General features: G+C 23.1%; 16 protein-coding genes. 8 read left to right on the forward strand and 8 right to left on the reverse strand.

Annotated features, from left to right (window positions below):
* Positions 1–202 precede the first annotated feature (202 nt).
* The 5 genes from pth to yihA all read right to left on the reverse strand — a co-directional run bounded on the left by pth (position 203) and on the right by yihA (position 8,006).
* Positions 203–790: an aminoacyl-tRNA hydrolase gene (gene pth, locus B2G44_RS02060; protein WP_078123169.1), complete on the reverse strand. Its 588-nt coding sequence runs from the start codon at positions 788–790 to the stop codon at positions 203–205.
* A gap of 126 nt (positions 791–916) precedes the next feature.
* Entirely contained in the window at positions 917–3,706 is a 2,790-nt protein-coding gene (locus B2G44_RS02065; RefSeq protein ID WP_078123170.1) for a cation-translocating P-type ATPase, read from the reverse strand.
* A gap of 134 nt (positions 3,707–3,840) precedes the next feature.
* On the reverse strand, positions 3,841–4,623 hold the full coding sequence (locus B2G44_RS02070; protein WP_078123171.1) for an alpha/beta fold hydrolase: 783 nt from the start codon (positions 4,621–4,623) through the stop codon (positions 3,841–3,843).
* A 40-nt stretch (positions 4,624–4,663) separates the two neighbouring features.
* Positions 4,664–7,258 (reverse strand): valine--tRNA ligase, encoded by a 2,595-nt coding sequence (locus B2G44_RS02075; RefSeq protein ID WP_078123182.1) that lies wholly within the window; start codon positions 7,256–7,258, stop codon positions 4,664–4,666.
* Between the two features lie 151 nt (positions 7,259–7,409).
* Positions 7,410–8,006 (reverse strand): ribosome biogenesis GTP-binding protein YihA/YsxC, encoded by a 597-nt coding sequence (yihA, locus tag B2G44_RS02080; protein ID WP_180372481.1) that lies wholly within the window; start codon positions 8,004–8,006, stop codon positions 7,410–7,412.
* A 363-nt stretch (positions 8,007–8,369) separates the two neighbouring features.
* Between yihA and pheS the strand changes: the two genes are divergently transcribed.
* The 8 genes from pheS (at position 8,370) to B2G44_RS02120 (ending at position 19,018) form a co-directional block, all read left to right on the forward strand.
* Positions 8,370–9,410 (forward strand): phenylalanine--tRNA ligase subunit alpha, encoded by a 1,041-nt coding sequence (pheS, locus tag B2G44_RS02085; protein ID WP_078123172.1) that lies wholly within the window; start codon positions 8,370–8,372, stop codon positions 9,408–9,410.
* Between the two features lie 62 nt (positions 9,411–9,472).
* Positions 9,473–11,899: a phenylalanine--tRNA ligase subunit beta gene (gene pheT / locus B2G44_RS02090; protein WP_078123173.1), complete on the forward strand. Its 2,427-nt coding sequence runs from the start codon at positions 9,473–9,475 to the stop codon at positions 11,897–11,899.
* Between the two features lie 244 nt (positions 11,900–12,143).
* Positions 12,144–12,842: a ribosome small subunit-dependent GTPase A gene (gene rsgA / locus B2G44_RS02095; RefSeq protein ID WP_257616383.1), complete on the forward strand. Its 699-nt coding sequence runs from the start codon at positions 12,144–12,146 to the stop codon at positions 12,840–12,842.
* Positions 12,843–12,987: 145 nt separating this feature from the next.
* A complete protein-coding gene (lepA, locus tag B2G44_RS02100; protein ID WP_078123174.1) occupies positions 12,988–14,805 on the forward strand; it encodes a translation elongation factor 4 in 1,818 nt (605 codons plus the stop codon).
* An 80-nt stretch (positions 14,806–14,885) separates the two neighbouring features.
* On the forward strand, positions 14,886–16,187 hold the full coding sequence (locus B2G44_RS02105; RefSeq protein ID WP_078123175.1) for an ABC transporter ATP-binding protein: 1,302 nt from the start codon (positions 14,886–14,888) through the stop codon (positions 16,185–16,187).
* Positions 16,181–17,035, forward strand: a complete 855-nt coding sequence (locus B2G44_RS02110) for an ABC transporter permease (RefSeq protein ID WP_257616381.1) — start codon at positions 16,181–16,183, stop codon at positions 17,033–17,035. The genes B2G44_RS02105 and B2G44_RS02110 overlap by 7 nt, the downstream gene beginning before the upstream one ends.
* Before the next feature lie 5 nt (positions 17,036–17,040).
* A complete protein-coding gene (locus B2G44_RS02115; RefSeq protein ID WP_078123177.1) occupies positions 17,041–17,838 on the forward strand; it encodes an ABC transporter permease in 798 nt (265 codons plus the stop codon).
* Positions 17,828–19,018: an extracellular solute-binding protein gene (locus tag B2G44_RS02120; protein WP_078123178.1), complete on the forward strand. Its 1,191-nt coding sequence runs from the start codon at positions 17,828–17,830 to the stop codon at positions 19,016–19,018. The genes B2G44_RS02115 and B2G44_RS02120 overlap by 11 nt, the downstream gene beginning before the upstream one ends.
* A 66-nt stretch (positions 19,019–19,084) precedes the next feature.
* Here the strand turns inward: B2G44_RS02120 and B2G44_RS02125 are convergent, their stop codons facing one another.
* From B2G44_RS02125 to lpdA, 3 genes are all read right to left on the reverse strand, one after another.
* A complete protein-coding gene (locus tag B2G44_RS02125; protein WP_078123179.1) occupies positions 19,085–19,711 on the reverse strand; it encodes a lambda-exonuclease family protein in 627 nt (208 codons plus the stop codon).
* 65 nt (positions 19,712–19,776) lie between these two features.
* A complete protein-coding gene (locus tag B2G44_RS02130) occupies positions 19,777–20,544 on the reverse strand; it encodes a TatD family hydrolase (RefSeq protein ID WP_078123180.1) in 768 nt (255 codons plus the stop codon).
* Between the two features lie 1,084 nt (positions 20,545–21,628).
* Positions 21,629–23,014, reverse strand: a complete 1,386-nt coding sequence (lpdA, locus tag B2G44_RS02135; RefSeq protein ID WP_078123181.1) for a dihydrolipoyl dehydrogenase — start codon at positions 23,012–23,014, stop codon at positions 21,629–21,631.
* Between the last annotated feature and the right edge of the window lie 322 nt (positions 23,015–23,336).

Below are 23,336 nucleotides of genomic sequence, written 5' to 3' on the forward strand. Positions count from 1 at the left end.
ATCTTCAGTTTTCAAAGAAGTAGTTTTAACTGACAATTATATGATCTTACTTAATATACATAAAGATACAAAAAACATACCTTAGGTCTATTTTTTCCAAAAGTATAAAGTAACACAATAATTGTAATTTAAAAAATCAATATTGTCAATATTTATTTAATATTTTATTTCCACAAATGAATTTACCAAAAAGTAATTAATCTTAATTATTTTTTTTAAAATTACTAACCATTTTAAATAAAGATTCTAAAGAATTTTTACTAATAAACATTTCTATTAATCCTTTGAGAAAACAAAAATTTGAATTAATTAAATCAATATTTTCTTGGCACATTTTTTGTAAAACATATTGCGATAAAATCAAATTAGAATTGCAACCTACACCTAACTTTAATTTTAAAAAATTTCGTGTTTGTAAAACTTCTATAAGATTTTTAATACCATTATGCCCGCCATAATTACCATTTTGTTTAATTTTAAATTTTCCTACATTTAAATTAATTTCGTCATGAATTATCAAAATATTTGATAATTTAATCTCATATTTTTCTATAATTTTTTTCACAGCTAAACCGGATAAATTCATATAAGTTTTAGGTTTTATCAATAAAACCCCTTGATTACCAATATGAAATTGATAAATTAAATTAAATTCATCATTTTTTATTTCAATTAAAAAGGATTTTTGAAACTCTTTGAATAAATAATCAATCAACATAAAACCTACATTATGAGGAGTAAAATTAAAATTTACTCCTGGATTCCCTAATCCTACAATTAATTTATACATTCAAAATTATGCTCCATTAAAATTGTTTTTTAATTTATTGAATAAAATTACATAAATACTTAAATTCTTCAAAATTAAAAAATAGATTATTTCATTTCATATAAAATTAATCAATGATTTAAATACTCACGACTTCGATTTAATATTATGTATAAATTTATAAATAGTATCCATAATTAAAATAATTATAATACATAAACTTAAATATAAATAATGTTTAAAATTAATAAAAGTAGTGCCAAAAAAATTATTTAAAACAATTACATTTTGTGAAATCAAAATAAACAATATTAATTCACATAAAATACCAACAAATAAAAGATTATTTTTTTTTGTAAAAGTTTGCCAAAAATAAAATTTATCAGATCGACAAGCAAAAACATTACCTATTTGTGAAAAAATAACCGCACCAAAAGCCATAGTAGAAGCGAAAATAAACTCAGATTGTTGGGCAATCATTTTAAAAGGAATATTCTTGTGCATTACAGACCAACCTCCATAATTTAAAAAAAATATTAAAGCTAATATACCTTCCACAATACCTAAAAAACCATAACTTCTTTTTAATAATTTAGCATCTAATAAATGATCTTTAGAAGTTCGAGGTTTTTGAGATAATAAATTTTCTTCAGGTTCTTCTGCTCCTAAAGCTATAGCAGGTAATAAATCTGTAATCAAATCTATAGCCAAAATTTGCATAACAGTTAAATAAAGTGGTATTTTAAATAAAGCCATAAAGATAATTGGGAAAATTTGAGGAATATTTGAACAAAAAACATAACTAATAAATTTTTTAATATTAGCATAAATAGCTCTGGATTCTATTACCGCTTTTGGTATGGTGGAAAAATTATTATCTAATAAAATCATATCAGCAGCATTTAAAACAACGTCTTTAGTGCCTTTACCCATAGTAATACCAATATGAGCAGCTTTCATAGCTAAAATATCATTAACACCATCACCAATAACTCCAACAATCTCATTATTTTTTACATATGCTTCAGTAATTTTCAATTTATGTTTGGGAGTAGTACGAGAAAAAAATATTGGAAGTTTAGTATTTAAAATTTTTTGTAATTCTTGAACCGACATATTGTCCAATTGAGAGCCATCAATATTTAAAAAATTATCATCTTTAATCAAACCCACTTTTTTACCAATTGAAATGGCAGTTTGACCATAATCTCCAGTAATAACCGTAATTTTTAAACCAGCTTTTAACAAATCTTCTACAGCTTGACGAACTTCTATTTTAGGAGGATCAAAATTAACTGCAAAACCTAAAAATACCATATCTTCTTCTTTATTTAATTGTTCGGATTTTTCTATTTTTTTATAAGCAATAGCTAAAATACGATAACCTTGACTAGATAATTCCTCATTACGGCTCACAAAATAATCTTTATCATTATCCTTGAAATCACTAACCTTATTATTTTTGTACTGAAAATTACAACTATTTAAAATAACATCAGGAGCACCTTTAACAAAAAGATATTTATTATTAATATCATAATATTCTTGAGATAAATTGCGAACTAAAACACTCATTTTTTTATTTTCTGAATTAAAAGGATTAATTTTATCAATAATAAAATTTTCACGAATATTTTTAATATTTAAACCATATTTAGTAGCTGCAACTAATAAAGCTGCTTCTGTAGGATTACCAATAATATTAATATTTTCCGCATTCAAATTAATTAAATTAGATTCCGAACAAATAATAGTAGCTATTAATATTTTAGAAATAATTTTATTATGAGTTAAAATATCACCATCAGTATTATCAAATTTTCCTTCTTTTTTTAATCCATGGCCAGTAATATTAACAAAACCTCCAGGAAATAATAATTTTTTACAAGTAATCTGATTTTCTGTTAAAGTTCCTGTTTTATCAGTACAAATTACTGTAGCAGAACTTAAAGTTTCTACAGAAAATAACTGTTTAATGAGAGCTTTTTGTTTTGACATTCTTTGAGTACCAAGAGCCAAACTTAAATTAATAGTAGGTAACAAACCTTCAGGAATATTAGCTACTAACATACCTAATGCTACTACAATAGCTGATTTTAATGCTGATACCCAACTAAATTCCCCTTGAAATTTAAAACGCCAGAAGCAAATTAAACAAACAAAAACAGCTAACGAAGATGCTAAAAAACTAATTCTTTTAACTACTCTATGTATTTCTAACTCTAAAGTGCTAGTGCTTTTGGTAATATCACGAGCTAATCGGGCTACTTCTCCTATTTGAGTATTTTCACCGATAGCATACACAATACCTTTAGCACTTCCTTGAGCTACTGTAGTACCAGCATAAACTAAATTAGGGATTTCGAAAATATTATCATTTTGATCATTTTCAACAGCATTCCTATTTAAAGGAATAGTTTCTCCTGATAATGTTGAATTATCGACAAAAAAATTATTAGCTTCTATTAAACGAACATCTGCAGGAATAATAGAACCCATTTCTAAAAAAATTAAATCTCCTATAGTTAATTGTTGAGTATCTAAAATTTCTATTTTATTATCTCTATAAACCTGAATTTGTTTCGGAATCATATCGCTTAAAGAAGATAAAATTTTTTCCGCCTTATATTCTTGAAAAAAAGAAAAAATACCATTTATAATTACAACCAAAATAATAGCTATACCAATAGCTTTTTCGTTTATAATAAAAGCTAAAAAACCCGCGATCCATAATAAAATTGCAAACATCGAAAAAAATTGCTTAATAAATTGTTTACCAAAAGAAAAATGATTACTCTGCTTCATAACATTTAAACCGTATAATAATTGTCTTTTTCGAACTTCTTCTGTTGTTAAACCTGATTTTTGCATTTGAAAATAATCCCAAATCTCATTCGAAGATAAACGACTAATTTTAATAATATCTTCTTTGTTCATAAATTTACCTCATTAATTTAAAATATTAAACAAATTATTAATAAAATTTGTTCTGAAACTAAATAATCAATAATAAAATCGGTTTTAACTATCACACAACTCATAGTAAATTCGAAAATCAAAACAGTTAGTAATTATAATATTCTTTTATTTAACCAAACTAAAATATCATTACAAATTTGAAACTTTTCGATATCATGAAATAAATTATGATATGTTTCTTGATATAATTTTAATTGTTTATCATTAGATTGAATAGAATCTAAAAGATAAATGCCATTTTTATAAGATATTATTTGATCTTTAATGCTATACAGCAATAAAACAGAAGTTACATAAGAAGAAAAATTTTTTTTTAAATAACGCATACTTAAAACTAATAAATTTCTTAATAAACGATAACTAACAGATTCTAAACGATATGGTTGATAATCTGTATCTAAAGGAATATGTGATATTTTAGAAGATTTAAAATTAAGTTTTTTCCTTTGCCAAAAACTAAACACATAAAAAGGATAATTTAATAAACAATTCGAAATTTCTCTACTAGGAGCAGAACTAATAATAGCTCCATCTATATTGTTATATTTAACAATATAATTATTAACAATAATACCTCCCATACTATGACCAATTAAAAAAATTTTCATAGGATACATTTTTCTCACGTATTGAACTAATTTTGCTAAATCATCTGAAAAAATATTAAAATTTTTAATATCTCCTCTTTTACCTAAACTTTTACCATGACCTCTCACGTCATACGAAATTACATTAAAATTATTTTTAACTAAAAAATCAATTAAAAATAAATAATCATAAGAGCTTTCGCCTAAACCATGAGTAATAATAACATTTGCTTTTGCTTGTTTAGGTATTGACCAAATAATATTCAAATAAGAAATATCCAATAACATAAAAAACCATTTACCTTAAAAATTTACTTAAACATTAAATTTATTTTTTATTCATTAATTTTTGATATTGCAACAAATATTTAGTATATTTTTCTTTTTCTTCTTGAACTTTACATTTATCAGCTTTATTCAAAAAAGATTCATTCTTCAAAAGATTTTCACTTCTTTTTAACTCATATAAAATTTGATTAATTTGAGAATTTACATTTTTATTATTGGATTTTTGATTAATTGCTAATAATATATCTTTTTTGATAAAAAGAAAAATATTTTGATCTGCAAACAATAGTTTATATTTATTAACGCAAGGAGAAATCTTTCCTAATTGTATATCACACGCTTTAAACCATTTTTTAATTTCGAATAATATTATTTGAAATTCATTTAAATAAGTTTCAGGAATTTCTAAATATAATTCCAATAAAAATAATTTATTCAAAGAATTAATTTGACGAAATTGACGCATTTTAGTAATTAATCTTTTTAAAGCTTCAAAGATAGATAAAGATGTTAAATCATTAAATTTCACAGGAGATAATTTTTCCGTAATAATTGACTTTCCTAAACCTAATTCTTTATAAAGAGCATCTGTAATAAAAGGCATAAAAGGATGTAAAACTAATAAAATTGATTTCCAAATATAAATGATTACTTTATGACTATTTACAATTAATTCACAATTTTTCTTAATATCTTGCCAACAAATTTTATAAAATTCTAATCCCCAATTGGCAAATTCATCCCAAACAAAATTATATATTAATTTCCCTATCACACTAAATTCATATTTATCATATAAAACATCTATTTTTTCTAATAATATTGATAATTTAGTTAATAAAAATTTTTCTGGTAATAATAATTTGTTTTTACTAAAATCTGTTTTCGTCATTTTAAGATTATTTTTGATAAAAAAACCAATATTCCATAATTTATTAGCAAACTTCCAACTAGAAATAATTTTATTGACATCAAAATAAAAATCTAAACCCGGAGAAGAATTAGTCGTTAAACACCATCTTAACGAATCTATGCCATATTGATCAATAATATCTTTAGGATTTAGGCCATTACCTTTAGATTTAGACATTTTATGGCCTTGAGAATCTCTAATTAAACCATGTAATAAAACATCTTTAAAGGGTATTTGTTTTACAAAAAATATACTTTGTAAAACCATTTTAACTACCCAAAAAGTTAAAATATCATATCCAGTAACTAAAACATCTATTGGAAAATGTTTTTGAAATAATTGTTGATTTTCAGGCCAACCTAAAGCACATAAAGGCCACAAAGAAGACGAAAACCATGTATCCAAAACATCAGAATCACGCACAAAGCCATTACCTGGATCATCTATTTGAACTTTAATTTCATTATTCTGATTATACCAAGCCGGAATAGGATGCCCCCACCATAATTGACGAGAAATACACCAATCTTCTATTTTAGTCAACCATTGGTTAAATAATATTAAAAATCTTTTAGGAAAAAAATTAATTTTATGTTTTTTTAAAATTAACTGAGATAATCCTTTAGTTTTCAAAAACCATTGCAAAGAAAGACGTGGTTCTATAATAATGCCTGATATATTAGCAACACGAATAGAATGATTATAATCTTCTACTTTAAATAAAAAATTTTGTTTATCTAAATCTAAAATTAATTTTTCTCGACATACAAAACGATCTAGTCCTTGATATTGTTTCGCTAAGTGATTCATAGATCCATCTGGATTCATACATAAAACCGATTTTAAATTATGTTTTTGACCTAATTGAAAATCATCAAAATCATGAGCAGGGGTAACTTTTAATAATCCGCTACCAAATGACATATCTACATATTTATCAGCAATAATAGGTATTATCAAATCAGTACCTGGTACTAAAACTTTTTTACCAATAAAATGTCGATATCTTTTATCACCAGGATGACACATTATAGCTTGATCTCCAAAAATTGTCTCAGGACGAGTAGTAGCTACTACAATAAAATTATCGCTTAAACCCCCATCATTGATAAAAAAATATTTTAAATAAAATAATTTTCCTGCAATTTCACGTTCATGAATTTCAGTATCAGATAAAGTAGTTTGAGCACTAGAATCCCAATTAATTATTTTATAATCACGATAAATCAAACCTTCTTTATATAAGGATACAAAAACTTTCTCAACAGTAGAACTTATAGAAGGATTTAAAGTGAATTGTTCATAATCATAATCTAATAAAAGACCTAAATCTCGCCATTGTTGACGAATATCTTTCATATATTTTTGTTGCCATTCATTTGCATATTTCAAAAAAATATCTTTAGTTAAATCACTAATACAAAAACCTTTTTCTTGTAATTTTTGTTTAATTTTAATTTGTGTAGCTATTCCAGCATGATCCATACCGGGCACAAAAAGAACATTATAACCTGTTAACATTTTGCGACGAACTAAATTATCTTGCAAAATATTATTCCAAGCATGTCCTAAATGTAATTTACCTGTAATATTAGGCGGAGGAATTACAATAGTAAAATTCGGCAAATTAGAAAAATTACTTTTTTTTTGTAATTCTTTGTATTTTAACCAATTGACATATTGATTCTTTTCAATAATTTTAAAATCATATTTATTATTCATATAGTTTAAATTTCTCATTTATAATTTCCTAATCAGAATAAATAGGTAGTAATATTCTACCACTTACAAAACAAATATTAACAAACAAACTTAAAATGTAAAAAACTAAAATATAATATTTTTTATAAAATATTTTTCACAATAATTTTTATTATACATGCAAATTTTTAATCATAAAACTAATAATTTCTGAAATTCCATATTTATCTCGACAAGAACATAAATAAAAATCTTTAATATTAAAAAAATTATTATTAAAGCATTGCTTAACAAACTTGATACGAGATAATAAGTGATTTTTTTTCACTTTATCCTTTTTATTTAAAATAATTACAATAGGAATTTTATATTTAACAAAATTTTTACACATTTGTAAATCTAATAAAGTGGGACCAATATTAAAATCAATTATTTGAAAAATCATTTTAAGTTGATTATTATAAGTAATAAAATGATTAAGCATTAACATTTGTTTCGTACGTTCCGCTTTATTCCTTTTAGAAAATCCATAACCAGGAGAATCTATCAAATAAAAAGAATTATTGATTAAAAAATAATTTAAAGTAATTGTTTTACCTGGAATTTTAGAAAATAAAGCTAATTTTTTATGATTAGTTAAAGCATTTATTAAAGAACTTTTGCCCACATTACTGCGTCCTATTAATAAAAATTCAGGAAAATTAAGAGGAGGGCGATATTTTAAATTAGTAATACTTTTAATGAAAATAGCTTTTTTAATTATATTCATAAAACCCTAATTAATCTCAAAATATTAATCTTTTGGAAGTTAATTTTATATCCTTATTTATATATATATTATATTTACATTTTTATTCCTAAACATAAAATAATTTTAATTATAAAAAATTTTATAAAATCTAATTAATAAAAGAATTTATTTCGTATATTAAGCTTAAAATAATAAAATTAACTCTTTAAATTTGTAATTATGATAATATTATAATATCACATAATGAAAATTAAAATTTTAAAAATAAAAATTATTAAAATTAAAAAAATTTAATTTTAATTTAATGTTTATTTAAAATTTAAATTAAATCAATTAAATATTCAATATTTATCGCATAAGAGGGAAATTAAAATTAATAAAATGAATAATAAAAACGAACATTTACAAAAAAAAATATTCAAATTAAAACAAGAAATTAAATTAAAAATTGAAGAATTAAACAAAATAAATTCTTTATATCAATTAGATATCCAATATAATCGATTTAATAAATATTTTGCAGAAATATTTAAATATATTAAAAAATGTGATTTAAAAACAAAAAAAGAATTAGGCCAAAAAATAAATGAATTAAAAAAAAATTCTATCTTTGTTTATCAAAATAATAAAATAAAAATCGAAAACAAACAATTGCAAAACCAAATTAAAAAAGAAAAAATCGATATTACTTTGCCCGGTTTTTCGTTTCCAACAGGAAGCTTACACCCTATAACAAAAATAATTGAAGAATTGGAAAATTTTTTTTTAAAAATGGGATATAACATTTATGAAAACCAAGAAATCGAAACAGATTTATATAACTTCGAACTTATGAATATAAGTAAAAATCATCCAGCTAGAGATATGCAAGATTCTTTTTATTTAGATCAAACACAAGAAAAACTTTTAAGAACTCATGTATCTTCAATGCAAATTAAAGCTATGTTACAATACCCTAATAAACCTTTAAAAATAATTTCATCAGGAAATGTTTATCGTAGAGATAAAGATGATGCGACTCATAGTCATCAATTCACTCAATTAGATGGTTTTGTAATAGATTACACAGCTAATTTGGAAAATTTAAAAACTACTATTACCTTATTAATAAAACATATTTTCGGAAAAAAACAAAAAATATTTTTTCGACCATCTTATTTCCCTTTTACCAATCCAAGCTTAGAAGTAGATTTAATCCTGACAAAAAAAAATAAAGAAGAAATATACCTTGAAATTATGGGAGCAGGATTAATACATCCCAATATATTAAAACAAGGTGGTTTTGATCCTAATAAATATCAAGGATTTGCTTTTGGCATGGGTATTGAACGTATAGCTATGTTAAAATATAAAATAGAAGATATTCGAGATTTTTATAACAATGATTTAAGATTTTTAAAACAATTTTCATTATTAAATTGATATATAATAAGATCTTTTATTCAAGATTTATATATAAAAATAATTAAAAAAGAGAAAATATCATGATTATCAACGAAAACATTTTAAAAAAATATTTATCCCAACCTATTCCTAAAAACTTAAAATTTCTAATTAATAATCATATAACAGAAGTAGACAAAATAGAAATAATTCATCCTCAATTAACACTCAAGAATAACCAAAAATATATTATTGGAAAAATTATTAAAATTATAAACCAAATAATTACAATAGATATTGGCAAAAATATAATATTTATTGATAAAAATCAAATTATTAATTTTGATAATTTTTTAATAAATAAAAAAATTATCGTTTTAATAGAGCCAAAATCACAAAATATTATTTCTAGCTTTAATAACAACCAAAATCCAGATATTTATGATAGAAACATTTACAACAAAAAAATAATTTCAGCTAAAGATTTACAATTATCCCACAAAAATTTAATAGAATCAGAAAAAAATGAAATATTATATTTAGATGAACAAGCTCCTGTAGGAAAATGCGCTTTAACATATTTAAATTTAAAAGGTTCAGCTATCACCTTAGCATTAACTCCTAATAGAGTAGATCTTTTATCACATATAGGATTTGCTAAAGATCTCAATGCTGTATTAGAATCATCTAACCCACAATTAATTAATTTTCAAAATATCAATAATAACCCTCACGAATTAGATAAAATAAATCCTTTCATTATCAATATAAAAAACGATAATTGTTATGAATATAGTTTAAGATATATAAAAAATTTGATAGTAAAACCTAGCCCTTTATGGTTACGTAATTTATTAATAACAAACCAAATAGAACCTACTAATAACATTATGGATATTATTAATTTAATAATGATAGAATACGGAATACCATTAAATGTTTTTGATGCCGAAAAATTAACCAACGAACAAATCGAAATAAGAAATGCTGAACCCAACGAAAAAATTTGCCATATAAACAAAACATATTTTTTAAGACATCAACAAGACATAGTAATTACTAATAATAATAAAATTATCTCTTTGAGTAATATTTTAAACAATCCAGATTATGAAATTACAAATAAAACTCAAAATATTATTATTACAAGTAGTTATTGGAACATAGAAATCATCTCAAAAATAGCTAAATATCATCAAATAAATAATCCTCAAACTTTATTATTAACCAAAGGAATTGATCAAAATTTGATTCAAAAAGCCTTAAACCAAGCTACATATTTAATACAAAAATTAACTTATGGAAAAGTATATAAAAAAATTTCATCTCAAAAAATAAAACAACATAATAATCCTAAAATAAGAATTTCATTAAAAGAAATTAATAAAAAAATAGGTTTAAAATTATCTTCTAATAAAATTATCAATATATTAAATAAATTAAATTATAAAGTAGATTTTATATCTAAACCTTCTCAAAATTATTTTATGGCACAAGCTCCTGAAAGACGTTATGATATTATGACTCCCGAAGACATAATAGCAGATTTAGTTAGATTAAAAGGTTTTAATAATAAAACAAAACGATCCACTATCAATCATTTTACAGAACATAACACATGTGCAAAAAATTTAATTAAATTAAAAAAATTTTTAGCTAACTTAGGATTTTATGAAATAAAAACATACAAACTTATTAATCAAAAAATTTTTAACTTATTCCATCAGGATCAAAATTATTTATCAGTTATAAATCCTATTAATGAAGAAAGAAAAATTCTTAGACAAAACTTAAGCGGAAGTATGTTAGAAGTTTTAGAATTTAATCACAAAAATAAAAATATAGATAATGCTTTTTTTGAAATATCACATGTATTTTACAAAAACCAAGAAATTTTACATTTATCTTTAGGTATTAGCGGTCATTTAATAAAAAATTACTGGTTAAAACAAAATATAGAAAGTTCTTTCTTTATTTTAAAAGGAGTTATAGAAAAAATAGCTCTTTTTTTAAATATCAATTTATCGTTCTCAGTGACCAAAAAATATTTGAATTTACATCCAGGAGCACAAGCCAATATTCAAATGAATAAAAAAAATATTGGTTTTATAGGGGAAATACATCCAAAATTAACTTTACTAAATAATTTAAGCCAAAGTTTTATAGCTGAAATTAATCTAGATCTAATTTTAAAACAATCTTTTAATAATAATATAATTGTTAATAAAATTAATAAATTACCTTATATAACTCGAGATTTAAGCTTTTGGATAAGTAAAAAATTTAATTTTAAACAAATATTAAAAATCTTAACAAAAGATTTTCAAAAAATTTTAAGAAAATGTGAATTGTTAGATGTATATATGCCAAAATCTAATACCCCGAATACAAATCAAGAATATTACTCTTTATCTTTTCGTTTAACATTTGAAAATATCAATAATGATTTAAATAAAATTACAATAGAACAAATTATCCATCAAATAGAAAATAATTTAAAAAATAAATTTCAAGCAAAAATAAGATAAAAAAATACTATATATCATCATAAAAGGAGCTTATATTGTATAAAGGACTTGTTGTTAAAAATTTAATCAATAAATATGTTATTATCGATTTATCACAAAAAAAACCATAATTGCTCAACCTAAAGGCAAAATAAAAGATTTTAATCAAAAAAATATAACAACTAAATCGCTATACCATTGTCCTATCAAAATAGGAGATATAGTAGAATATGAATTTAAATATAATAATTTTTTTATTATAAATATACAAACTCGTAAAAATGAATTAGAAAGACCTCATATAGTAAATATTGATCAAGTGCTATTAACATTTTCCCTTACAGAACCTAAAATAGATTTTAAGTTATTAGATAAATTTTTAATAATCCTACAAAGATTAAATATTAAAATAATATTGATTTTTACTAAAAAAGATTTAATAAATCAAGAACAATTCCGATATATAAAAAATCAACTTTCATATTACGAAAAATGGTATTCTGTAATATATATTAACGCTAAACAAAAAAATAATATAAATTATATAATTGAACAATTAAAAAATAAAATAACTATTATGGCGGGACAAACTGGTGTAGGTAAATCAACTTTATTTAATAATTTAACTTCTCTTAAAGTAAAAACTCAACCGATTTCTATTCGTTCGTTTAAAGGTAAACATACAACGACAAGCTCACAATTATATATGTGTCATCAAGGTTATTTAGCTGATACGCCTGGCTTTTCCAAGTTAACAATATCTAATTTAAAAACTAATGAAATTAAAAATTTCTATCCAGATTTCAATTCTATATCTGGACAATGTTTTTTTGGAAATAATTGTTTACATATTGAAGAAAAAAAATGTAAAATAATAGAAAATTATCAAAAAGGTTTAATTACTAAAAGCAGATATCTTAATTATCTATTCTTAGTAAAGAAAAATAAAAACAATACAAATTAAAATAAATTAATAAAATATTTGAAATCCCATTTATCTACATAAAATATTTTTATTATATAATAATAAATACATAATTTATACACTAATACTTTAACAAAATTTTAACGATTATATAAATGATAAGGAAAGTCGATTGTATTAAAAAATGGATTTTGATAAAATCAAACAAAGACAAAAACAAATAAGAAATTTTTCTATTATTGCGCATATAGATCATGGCAAATCTACTTTAGCTGATAGAATTTTAGAAATAACCAATACTGTTCTAAAACACGAAATGAAACCTCAATTTTTAGATTCTATGGCTTTAGAACAAGAAAGAGGAATAACAATTAAATTAAATGCTATTCAAATAAAATATCATAGTTTGCAAAAAAAAGAATATATTATGCATTTAATTGACACACCAGGTCACAGCGATTTTAGATATGAAGTTTCGCGTTCATTAGCAGCATGCGAAGGAGCATTATTAGTAGTAGATGCTACTCAAGGAATACAATCTCAAACCATATCAAATCTAAAATTAGCTTTGGAAAATAAACTTATAATTATACCTGTCATAAATAAAATAGATGCACCAAATGCTAATATACCTAAAATTCAACAAGAAATTAAAAATCTTCTAAAAATCGATATCAATTCCATTATATTAGCAAGCGGAAAAACAGGCGTGGGAATTAAAGATGTTTTGGAGAAAATTATAAAAAATATTCCCTGTCCCAAAGGAGATCCCCAATCACCTTTACAAGCTTTAATTTTTGATTCAAAATTTAATAATTATAAAGGAGTAATACCTCATATCAGAATTATAAATGGAACGCTTAAAAAAGGAGATCGTATACGTTTTATCAAAAGTAAAGCTGTTTATGATGTTATGGAAGTAGGTACCTTTCAACCTAATCCTGTTATACAACCTTTTTTAACTACAGGAGATGTAGGTTACTTAACTGCTTTTATTAAAAATATTGACGATGTAAAAATCGGTGATACCATTACTTTAAACAAAAATATTCAAGTTCATGCATTGCCAGGATATAAAGTAATTAATCCTGTAGTTTTTTGCGGTTTTTATCCTGCTGACAGCAAACAATATATTAATCTTCAAGAAGCATTACAAAAATTAAAATTAAACGACTCATCTTTAATTTACGAAAAATCTAATTCTAATATTTTAGGAATGGGGTTTCGCATTGGTTGCTTAGGTTTATTACACATGGATATTATTAAAGAAAGAATTACTCGTGAATTTAAAATAGAAGTTATTATTACTGCTCCTTCAGTTATTTTTCATGTTTATACCAAACAAAACCAAAAAATTATTATAGATAACCTACAAAAATGGCCTCAAAATCAAGCTATCGAAAAAATAGAAGAACCTTTCATAAAAGCTTTTATAACATGTCCTGAAAAATACATAGGTTCGGTAATGAAATTGACACAAAATAAAAGAGGAATTTTACAAAATATCAAATATTTAGAAAATCAAAATACAATATTAACATATTTATTACCTTTTGGAGAAATTATTTACGATTATTTCGATCAATTAAAATCTGCGACCCAAGGATATGCTGCTTTTGATTATCAAATGGAAAATTACTATCAAAGTAAATTAAAAAAAATGGATATTTTATTAAATTCTGAAATAGTTGATGCGTTATCTTTAGTAGTTCATGAAGATTTCGCTTATACTAAAGGCAAAATAATTTGCAATAAATTAAAAGAATTAATACCGAAACAAATGTTTGAAATTACAATTCAAGCAGCTCTTGGCAAAAAAATTATAACCAGAGAAAATATAAAAGCTTTAAGAAAAAATGTTACAGATAAATGTTATGGCGGAGATCATACAAGGAAAAAAAAGTTATTAGAAAAACAAAAAGCCGGAAAAAAGAAAATGAGAGCTCTAGGAAAAGTTAAATTACCTCAACAAGCTTTTTTAGCTATTTTAGCAAATAAATAATTAAAATATTTTTAGAAAAAATTATCAAATAATTAATTTTTATTAGAATCAAAAGAGAGGGAGGTACAATCAAAATATATATGACCGATTTAATAGAACTAAAAAATATTACTAAGGTTATAAATAATCAAATAATTTTAAAAGATATTAATTTAAAAATTAAAACAAATGAATTTGTAACTATCTTAGGACCTTCAGGATGCGGCAAAACAACTATTCTAAAAATTATAGGAGGTTTTGATACTTGCAGTAGTGGTGATATTTTGTTCAAAAATAAAAGTATTTTAAATGTACCACCTCATAAAAGATTAATAAATACAGTTTTTCAAAATTATTCACTTTTTCCTCATTTAAATGTTTTAGAAAATATAGCTTTTGGTTTAAGAGTAAAAGATTTAAATTACACAACGAAACAAAAAATAAAAAATGTCAACAATACCACAAAACAAAAAATTAATTCCATTAAACAAAAATATAAACAAAAAATAAAAATAATTCAAAATAATTTAAACCAAAATTATTTATTTTCGTTGTTGCCATTTTATAAAAAACATCCTGACCTCCAAAAATTAAAACTAGATTTAAAAGAAGAAATAGAACTTATAAAAAAACAACAACAACTATTATTAAGTCAATTTAATCAAAAATTATTATGCTCAATAACAAAAGAAGAATTTATAAAAAATAAAGTTTTACATTATTTGAAATTAGTGGGCTTACAAGGATTTGAAAACAGAAATATTTACCAACTATCCGGAGGACAACAACAAAGAGTAGCTATTGCCCGAGCTTTAATTAATGAACCTGAAGTAGCTTTATTTGATGAACCTTTAGCAGCATTAGACCTAAAATCAAGACAAGAAATGCAATACGAATTAAAAGAAATGCAAAAAATTTTCGGTATTACTTTTATAGTAGTAACACACGATCAATCCGAAGCTTTAACTATGAGTGATAAAATAGTAGTTATCAAACAAGGAGCTATCCAACAAATAGGCAATCCTGAGGATATTTATAATGAACCTGCCAACAAATTTATAGCACAATTTATTGGGGAATCAAATCTAATTTCTGGAATTATGAAAGATGATTTTGTAGTTTTATTTGATAATAAAGAATTTCGTTGTATAGATTATGGTTTTCGAAAAAATCAACCTGTTGATATAGTTATAAGACCAGAAGATATAGATATTGTAAATTATAAAGATGGTTTAATTACAGGAATAGTTCATTCTATATCCTTTAAAGGAGTTTATTGGGAAGTCATTATCAAAACTAAATATAGACATTATTTAATTCATACAACAGATTTTATTGAAAAAAATGCCCAAATAGGAATATCTTTTAATCCTGAAGACATTCATATTATGGAAACATGGTAAAATTAAACATGAAAAATATTATTAAAAATAAATCCAATAAATTTTATAAATGGTTAGCTTTGCCATATTTAATTGTTATAATTTTATTAATTATAATGCCAATATTAATAATTTGTTTTGATTCAATTCAAGAATATGATGATACCAAAATTATTAAAATGGTTTTTACTACTAAATACTATTATAATTTTTATACTAATTTAAATTTTATTTATATTATTATAAGATCTATTTCTATTTCCGTTATAGCTACTTTTTTAGTAATTATTATTACTTACCCATTAGCATATGGCGTTTCAAAACTAAATCCTTTAATCCAACCAATAATAATTTTATTAATCAATGGTACTATTTGGATTAATATGATTTTAAAGACACAAGCTTTAGTGCAAATTTTATCTTTAACAGAAAAATTCTTAAACATTAATATACTAGAAACTAATATAGCTATGTTTATTGGTTTTTTATATCTTTTTTTACCTTATATGTTTTTATCTATTTATCTAAATATTTCTAAAATAGACAAAAGTTTGATTGAAGCTGCTCAAGATCTAGGAGCTAATGAAAAACAAGTATTTAAAAAAATTATATTTCCTTTATCATTGCCTGGTATTATCGAAGGAACCATTTTAATTTTATTACAAATAGTCACTAATATTATTGTTCCGAAATATTTAGGACCTACAAATGTCATGGTGATAAGCGAATTAATAGAAAATAAAATATTTTTAAATGATGAAACTAAAAGCGCTTGTGTTATAGCTATTAACTTAACAATTCTGATGTTAATAATCTTAAAACTTTGTCCTAAAAATCAATACTACAAATATGCTAAAGAAGGGAAATAATAATTATGAAAATGAATGTAAAAAAGAATTTATTATACATATATTTAACAACTATGTTAATTTTTATTTATCTCCCTATTATCTCTTTAATAATTTTTTCTTTTAACGAAAATGAAGGCAGAATAGCTTCATTAATACATTTCAATAAATTCGGTTTTAAATGGTATCACAAAATAATACAAGATGAATCAGTAAAAAAAGCTATAATAGTAACTTTAGAAATAGCCTTTCTATCAACTATTATATCAACTGTAATCGGAACTTTAGCAGCTATTTCTTTAATGAATTATAACAAAAAATGGCAAAAAATTATTTTATCTATAAATCAATTCCCTATCATTATACCCGAAATAATAAACGCTTTATCTTTATTTATTTTATTTAGTTTTATGAGATTAAACAACGGCTTTTGGCGTATGTTATTATCGCATATATCTTTTAGCGTACCTTATGTTTTAATCACCATTTATAGTAAATGTTGCAATTTAGATTTAGATACTATAGAAGCGGCTTATGATTTGGGTGCTACACCAAATCAAACTTTAATTAAAATTATTTTACCTCAATTAAAAAATTCTATAATAGCAGGAGCTAGTATAGCTTTTGCTTTATCTTTTGATGATTTTATTATTTCTTATTTTGCAGGAGGTTCTGACTTTCAAAATATCTCAGCTTATATATATAGTTTAAAAGGCACTATTAATCCTACTATTAACGCTGTATCCTCATTACTAATTTTATTTATTTTAATAAAAATAATGTTTCATTGTTATTTTGTGAAAAAAAACCAATATGAATACTAGAAAAAAAATAATAAGTATAATATTATTTCTATCAATAATTTTTATTGCCAATTTATATAGAATTAAAACTCAAAATTCTGCTAAACAAAGTATAATATTATTTAATTGGGGGGAATATATTGATCCTAAAATTATTTCCGATTATAACAAGCAATCAAAAAATTTTATTATTAAACAAAATTTTTTTTCATCAAATGAAATAGCTATAAATAAAATAAAAACAGGGGATATCTATGATATTGCTATTTTAAGCGAATACGCTATAGAACAATTAAAAGATAATTATCTTCATAAAATAGATAAAGATAAATTAACAAATTATCCCGAATTAACTAACAATTTTAAAAAAATTCAAAAAGATAAATTGCCCCAAAATATAAAAGAATATATTATCCCATATTTTTGGGGAAAATTAGGTTTTTTATACAACAAAAATAAAATAAGTCGCGAACAAATAAGTAGAAATTGGACCCAAATATTACAAAATAATAATTATAAAGTAGCGCTATATAATAATCCTTTTGAAGGTATATTTATAGGATTAAAAGCGACTCAAGGTAACATCAGCCAAGCCAATACAACAGAAATTATTAAAGCTAAAGAATGGTTACTAACTTTAAAGCAAAAAAATAAAAATTTATTTTTTGTTACAGATCAAATTTTAGATAATATGCGCATAACTAATCAAGAACGTTATGACATAGCTGTTACTTATTCTGGTGATGCTAGATATCTAATGCAACAAAATCCTAATCTTGAATACTATGATTTTAATGATCAAGAAAATAATATTTATCAAACAAATATTTGGGTAGATAGCTTAGTATTACCTAAAGGAAGTAATAAAATCGGAGCTTATGATTTTATCAATTTTTTATTAAAAAATAGTAATCTTAAACAAAACGCTTTATTTGTGGGATATGACTCTCCCTACGAAAACATTAATGAAAACAATAATATCTTAAAAATAAATATCAATAGCAAAGACAATATATATAAATATAATGTTCAAACCAAAAAACAAATTAATGATGCTTGGAATGAAATTTATGCATATCCCAGACCACAAGATAAATATTTATTATTATTAAGTTTTTTAATCATTATATTTTGTTTCATAATAAAACTGAAAATAAATTTGCCGAAAAATAATAAATTTTTTATTACCAAATATAAATAAATTAAAAAAATAATCTCAAAATTATAATCAAAATAACAAAATTATATTTTTAATTTTTTATAACTTTTAAATAAATTCCTTCATTTTTTTTAGATCACCTAATTGTTGTAAAATTTGCTTAGCTTCGGTAAATAATTTATAAAAATTAAAACATTTAGTATACATTTTATCGATAAATTCTGAATCTCTATACACTTCCTTCACTTTAGAATGTTGATAAGTATAATAAACTAAAAAAAAAGCTTTATCAGCATTAGAACAATAAAGTTGAGCTTGAATTTGTGCATAATAAAATTTGGGTATTTTATCATTCAAAAAAAAATCTTTCCAAGAAGAAGTATCACAGGAAATAGGACATTTAATTTCCAAAATACTTCGTGAATCTGAATTCCAACCATCTAAAGAAGCAGACATGAATTGTTTCACAAAAACAGCAGGAACAAAATCCATTTGAAAAAATGAATTAAAAAAAAATCTAGCTTCAGGTTCCAAACGACGTCCACGACGCATAGCTTCATTAACTTCTATTTTCTCTTTAAATAATTTTCTTTTAAATAATAACTTAACACTTTCGAAAGGATTTAAACCCATAATAGCCGCTACCTCAGAAGCATTAATATAATTATTTCTATGTTCGTGCCAAGATATAGAATCTTGTTTAATATCTATTAATTTACTCGAATCATCTAACATATAAAATTCATTATCCTTTTCTGTCTAAATTAAATTTGAATGAAAAAATTATATCGAATTTAAAATTATAATTTATCAATTAAAAAAAGATTTTTAGCATTCTTAGTAGTTTGATTAATAACATCGGATAAACTTATTTGTCGTAAATAAGCAATCTTTTCAGCAATAATACTTAAATAAGCAGGTTCATTACGTTTTGTTTTTTCCAAAGGAAAAGGTGTTAAAAAAGGAGAATCAGTTTCTAATAATATTTTATCTAAAGGTATTTTACAAGCTACTTCATGAGCTACTAAAACATTATTATAAGTAACAATACCACCAATACCTATATAAAATCCTAATTCGACAGCTTTTTGAGCCTCTTCTAAATTATTTACTAAACAATGAAAAACTCCTTTAAGTTTATTTCGATAAGGCAATAAAACTTGATAAACTTCTTCAAAAGCTTCTCGAGCATGCAAAATAACAGGTAAATTATATTTAAGAGCTAATTCTAATTGAATTTGTAAATTTTTTTTTTGAATATGTAAAGAAGTTTTATCTCTATATAAATCAATACCGATTTCTCCTACTGCTACAACTTGTGGTAATCTCAAATATTGTTGAATAGTTATAGGATCTTCATTTTGCCAATAGCATGGATGTATACCCACTGCAATTTTAATACATTCGTATTCTAAAGCCAACTGAAAAGCTTTTGCATTAGTTTGAGCGTTTAATCCTGGAACAATAAAATATTTAATCCCATTATTATTGGCTTTATCTATAACTTCATTTAAATCTTTTTCATAATCATTTAAATTTAAGTGTGTATGAGTATCAATTAATAACATATATTTAATCCAAAAAACTCCTATGTTCTTTTTTAAATTTAAAAAATTAAAAAAACTTTATAAAATTAAGATCTTAAAAATATTAATACCTTTTATTTTATCCTTTGAAAAAAGTGAAACACCGAATATAAAAAAAGAAACTCTAATATTTGATATTTTTGTAATTTTAATAAATTAAATTATTTTATTTACTATTATATTTCAATCCTATTTTTTATTATAATGATAAACACTTATTATATATTAAAAATATATATTAAAATTAATTTTTCATTAAATTATAAATTTTAAATTTATTTTTTGAATATTCACTTCTTTCGCGATATCAAGGTCGTTTTCCTTATTCTTAAGAGAGCTACTTAATAATCTCCCCCCATTAAGTTTTAAATCTCCGATTACTAAAAAAATCGCTTTATTGTCGAACTAATGTTTTTTTATCTCATTATGAATTTAATTTAATAACCTAAATATCAAATCTTGATTCCTCTTTTAAGAAGAAATTAATCCTTGTATTTGGGGCGATCTTCTTATCTTCGAGAACTGAATTATTCGGCGAAGGTACGTTCTGAACTAATTAACTTCGTCGTAAACAACTTTTAAGAATAGATGCAGTTCCTGATGTTTTTCTTTTAGAAACTGTTTATTTTTTATCAGTACTAGTAATTAGTGAGATTATTTAATATTTAGGCATTTTTGATACCATAACTAAAGATATATATATTTATAATTAAAAATAACTAATTAAAAGGGAGGATTATAATCTGTTAATCCCCCCTTTTTTTTGCCAAAAATATTCTATTATATAATCATATAAAAATTTTTATTTAATTCAAACTTAAATAATATTTTTCTCATAAAAACATTATTTAATATTTAGAAATTTTTGGTACCATAACTAAAGATATATATATTTATAATTAAAAATCACTAATTAAAGGGAGGATTATAATCTGTTAATCCCCCCTTTTTTTGCCAAAAATATTCTATTATATAATCATATAAAAATTTTTATTTAATTCAAACTTAAATAATATTTTTATCATAAAAACATTATTTTTTAATAAGATAAATAAAATATTTTTCTTTACAAATGAATAGGTTTATCCACGGCTCCTAAAAAAGTTTCTAAATTTAATTCTGATAAAGTTGGATGAGGATGAATTATTTCCGCAGCGTTATACGCTGTGCCATTAAAATGCATTAAAGCTCCAGTTTCGGTAATTAATTCTGTAGCATTATAAGCATAAATATGCATACCTAAAATTTGAAGTGTATTTTTATCAACAATTAATTTTGCAAAACCTTCTAAATCACCATCAGCATGAGCTTTACCTATTGCTTGAACAGGCATTTTAGAAATTTTATAATTTAAATTGCGTTCTTTGGCTTGTTGTTCTGTGCAACCAATAGAAGCTATTTCAGGAAAACTATAAATACATGAAGGAACATGATCATAATTAATAGGATTAATTTGACCTTTTAAATTTAAAGCATGATGTACAGCTACAATACCTTCATGACTTGCAACATGAGCTAACATATATTTACCATTAACATCTCCAATAGCATATACATCAGGTATAGAAGTTTGTAAAAAATTATCAGTCAAAATACCATTTCTATCCATATTTAAATTTAATTTATCTAAACCTATTAAATTAGGTTTTGTTCCAACAGCCATCAAAATAATATCTGCTGTTTCTTGGCATAAATTTTGTTGATATTCGTAATAAACAGTATTTTTATCAATCTTAATTACATTAGCTTCTGTCATAACATTGATATTGGAATTTTTAAGATTTTTAGTATAAGCAATTATAATATCGTTATCCATTGAACTAATAATAGATTTTTGTTTTTCTAAAATAATCACTTCAGATCCGAATTTATTAAAAATAGTAGCAAATTCAACACCTATTATCCCTCCGCCTATGATAATTATTTTTTTAGGAAAGGTTTCTAATTGTACTAATTCTTTACTGGTATATAAATATTTATCTAAATAAGATTCTTTAGCTCCTGGTATAGGAGGTATAAAAGCATGAGAACCGGTCGCTATAATAAGTTTTTTAGTTTTTAAAATTTGATTATTCACAACAACTTGATAAGCATTTACAACTTCTGCTGAACCAAAATAAAAATCAATTGATTTATTTTTTTTCAAAAGAAAAGCTATTCCATTAGTCAAATTTTTCACAATTTTATCTTTACGTTGTAATATAGATTTCCAATCAAAAGAAATATTTTCTATATTATTTAATCCGAATTGACTAGCATTTTTGCATAAATCCCAAACTTTAGCACTTTTTAAAAAAGCTTTTGTAGGTATACAACCATAATTTAAACAAATTCCGCCTATTTTATGTTTCTCAATTAAAGCTACTTTGGCACCTAACTGAGCAGCTTTGATAGCTGCAACATAACCTCCTGGACCGCCACCTATAACTAAAATATCATATATTTGTTGCATATCATTAAAAAACCCACTTTACAATTGAAATATTTTTTAATTAAATAAATTTAAAACAAAATAATAAAAATAAATTTAAAAAATTAATTTTTTCTTTAACATTTATTATTAGAAATTAGTCACTAATAAATATTCAAATATTCTTTTTAAATTCTTGTAAAATTATAAATTTATAAAAATATCATTAATAGCAAATTAATAAGTTTATTAACAAATACGAATAGACTAATTGCGTTTTATGCAGCGATTTATCTTTGCTGTTTTATTTACAATCAGCCCCCGTCCAAACGGTGCGAGCAAGTTTCCAAGCACACCGCTTTCC

The organism is Candidatus Phytoplasma citri (assembly GCF_002009625.1).
GTDB lineage: Bacteria > Bacillota_I > Bacilli_A > Acholeplasmatales > Acholeplasmataceae > Phytoplasma > Phytoplasma citri.

What these genes read in the sequence shown, in the direction of transcription:
- pth (WP_078123169.1), bottom strand. Translation starts at nt 790, where the DNA reads ATGTATAAATTAATTGTAGGATTAGGGAATCCAGGAGTAAATTTTAAT.
- B2G44_RS02065 (WP_078123170.1), bottom strand. Translation starts at nt 3,706, where the DNA reads ATGAACAAAGAAGATATTATTAAAATTAGTCGTTTATCTTCGAATGAG.
- B2G44_RS02070 (WP_078123171.1), bottom strand. Translation starts at nt 4,623, where the DNA reads ATGTTATTGGATATTTCTTATTTGAATATTATTTGGTCAATACCTAAA.
- B2G44_RS02075 (WP_078123182.1), bottom strand. Translation starts at nt 7,258, where the DNA reads ATGAATAATAAATATGATTTTAAAATTATTGAAAAGAATCAATATGTC.
- yihA (WP_180372481.1), bottom strand. Translation starts at nt 8,006, where the DNA reads ATGAATATAATTAAAAAAGCTATTTTCATTAAAAGTATTACTAATTTA.
- pheS (WP_078123172.1), top strand. Translation starts at nt 8,370, where the DNA reads ATGAATAATAAAAACGAACATTTACAAAAAAAAATATTCAAATTAAAA.
- pheT (WP_078123173.1), top strand. Translation starts at nt 9,473, where the DNA reads ATGATTATCAACGAAAACATTTTAAAAAAATATTTATCCCAACCTATT.
- lepA (WP_078123174.1), top strand. Translation starts at nt 12,988, where the DNA reads ATGGATTTTGATAAAATCAAACAAAGACAAAAACAAATAAGAAATTTT.
- B2G44_RS02105 (WP_078123175.1), top strand. Translation starts at nt 14,886, where the DNA reads ATGACCGATTTAATAGAACTAAAAAATATTACTAAGGTTATAAATAAT.
- B2G44_RS02110 (WP_257616381.1), top strand. Translation starts at nt 16,181, where the DNA reads ATGGTAAAATTAAACATGAAAAATATTATTAAAAATAAATCCAATAAA.
- B2G44_RS02115 (WP_078123177.1), top strand. Translation starts at nt 17,041, where the DNA reads ATGAAAATGAATGTAAAAAAGAATTTATTATACATATATTTAACAACT.
- B2G44_RS02120 (WP_078123178.1), top strand. Translation starts at nt 17,828, where the DNA reads ATGAATACTAGAAAAAAAATAATAAGTATAATATTATTTCTATCAATA.
- B2G44_RS02125 (WP_078123179.1), bottom strand. Translation starts at nt 19,711, where the DNA reads ATGTTAGATGATTCGAGTAAATTAATAGATATTAAACAAGATTCTATA.
- B2G44_RS02130 (WP_078123180.1), bottom strand. Translation starts at nt 20,544, where the DNA reads ATGTTATTAATTGATACTCATACACACTTAAATTTAAATGATTATGAA.
- lpdA (WP_078123181.1), bottom strand. Translation starts at nt 23,014, where the DNA reads ATGCAACAAATATATGATATTTTAGTTATAGGTGGCGGTCCAGGAGGT.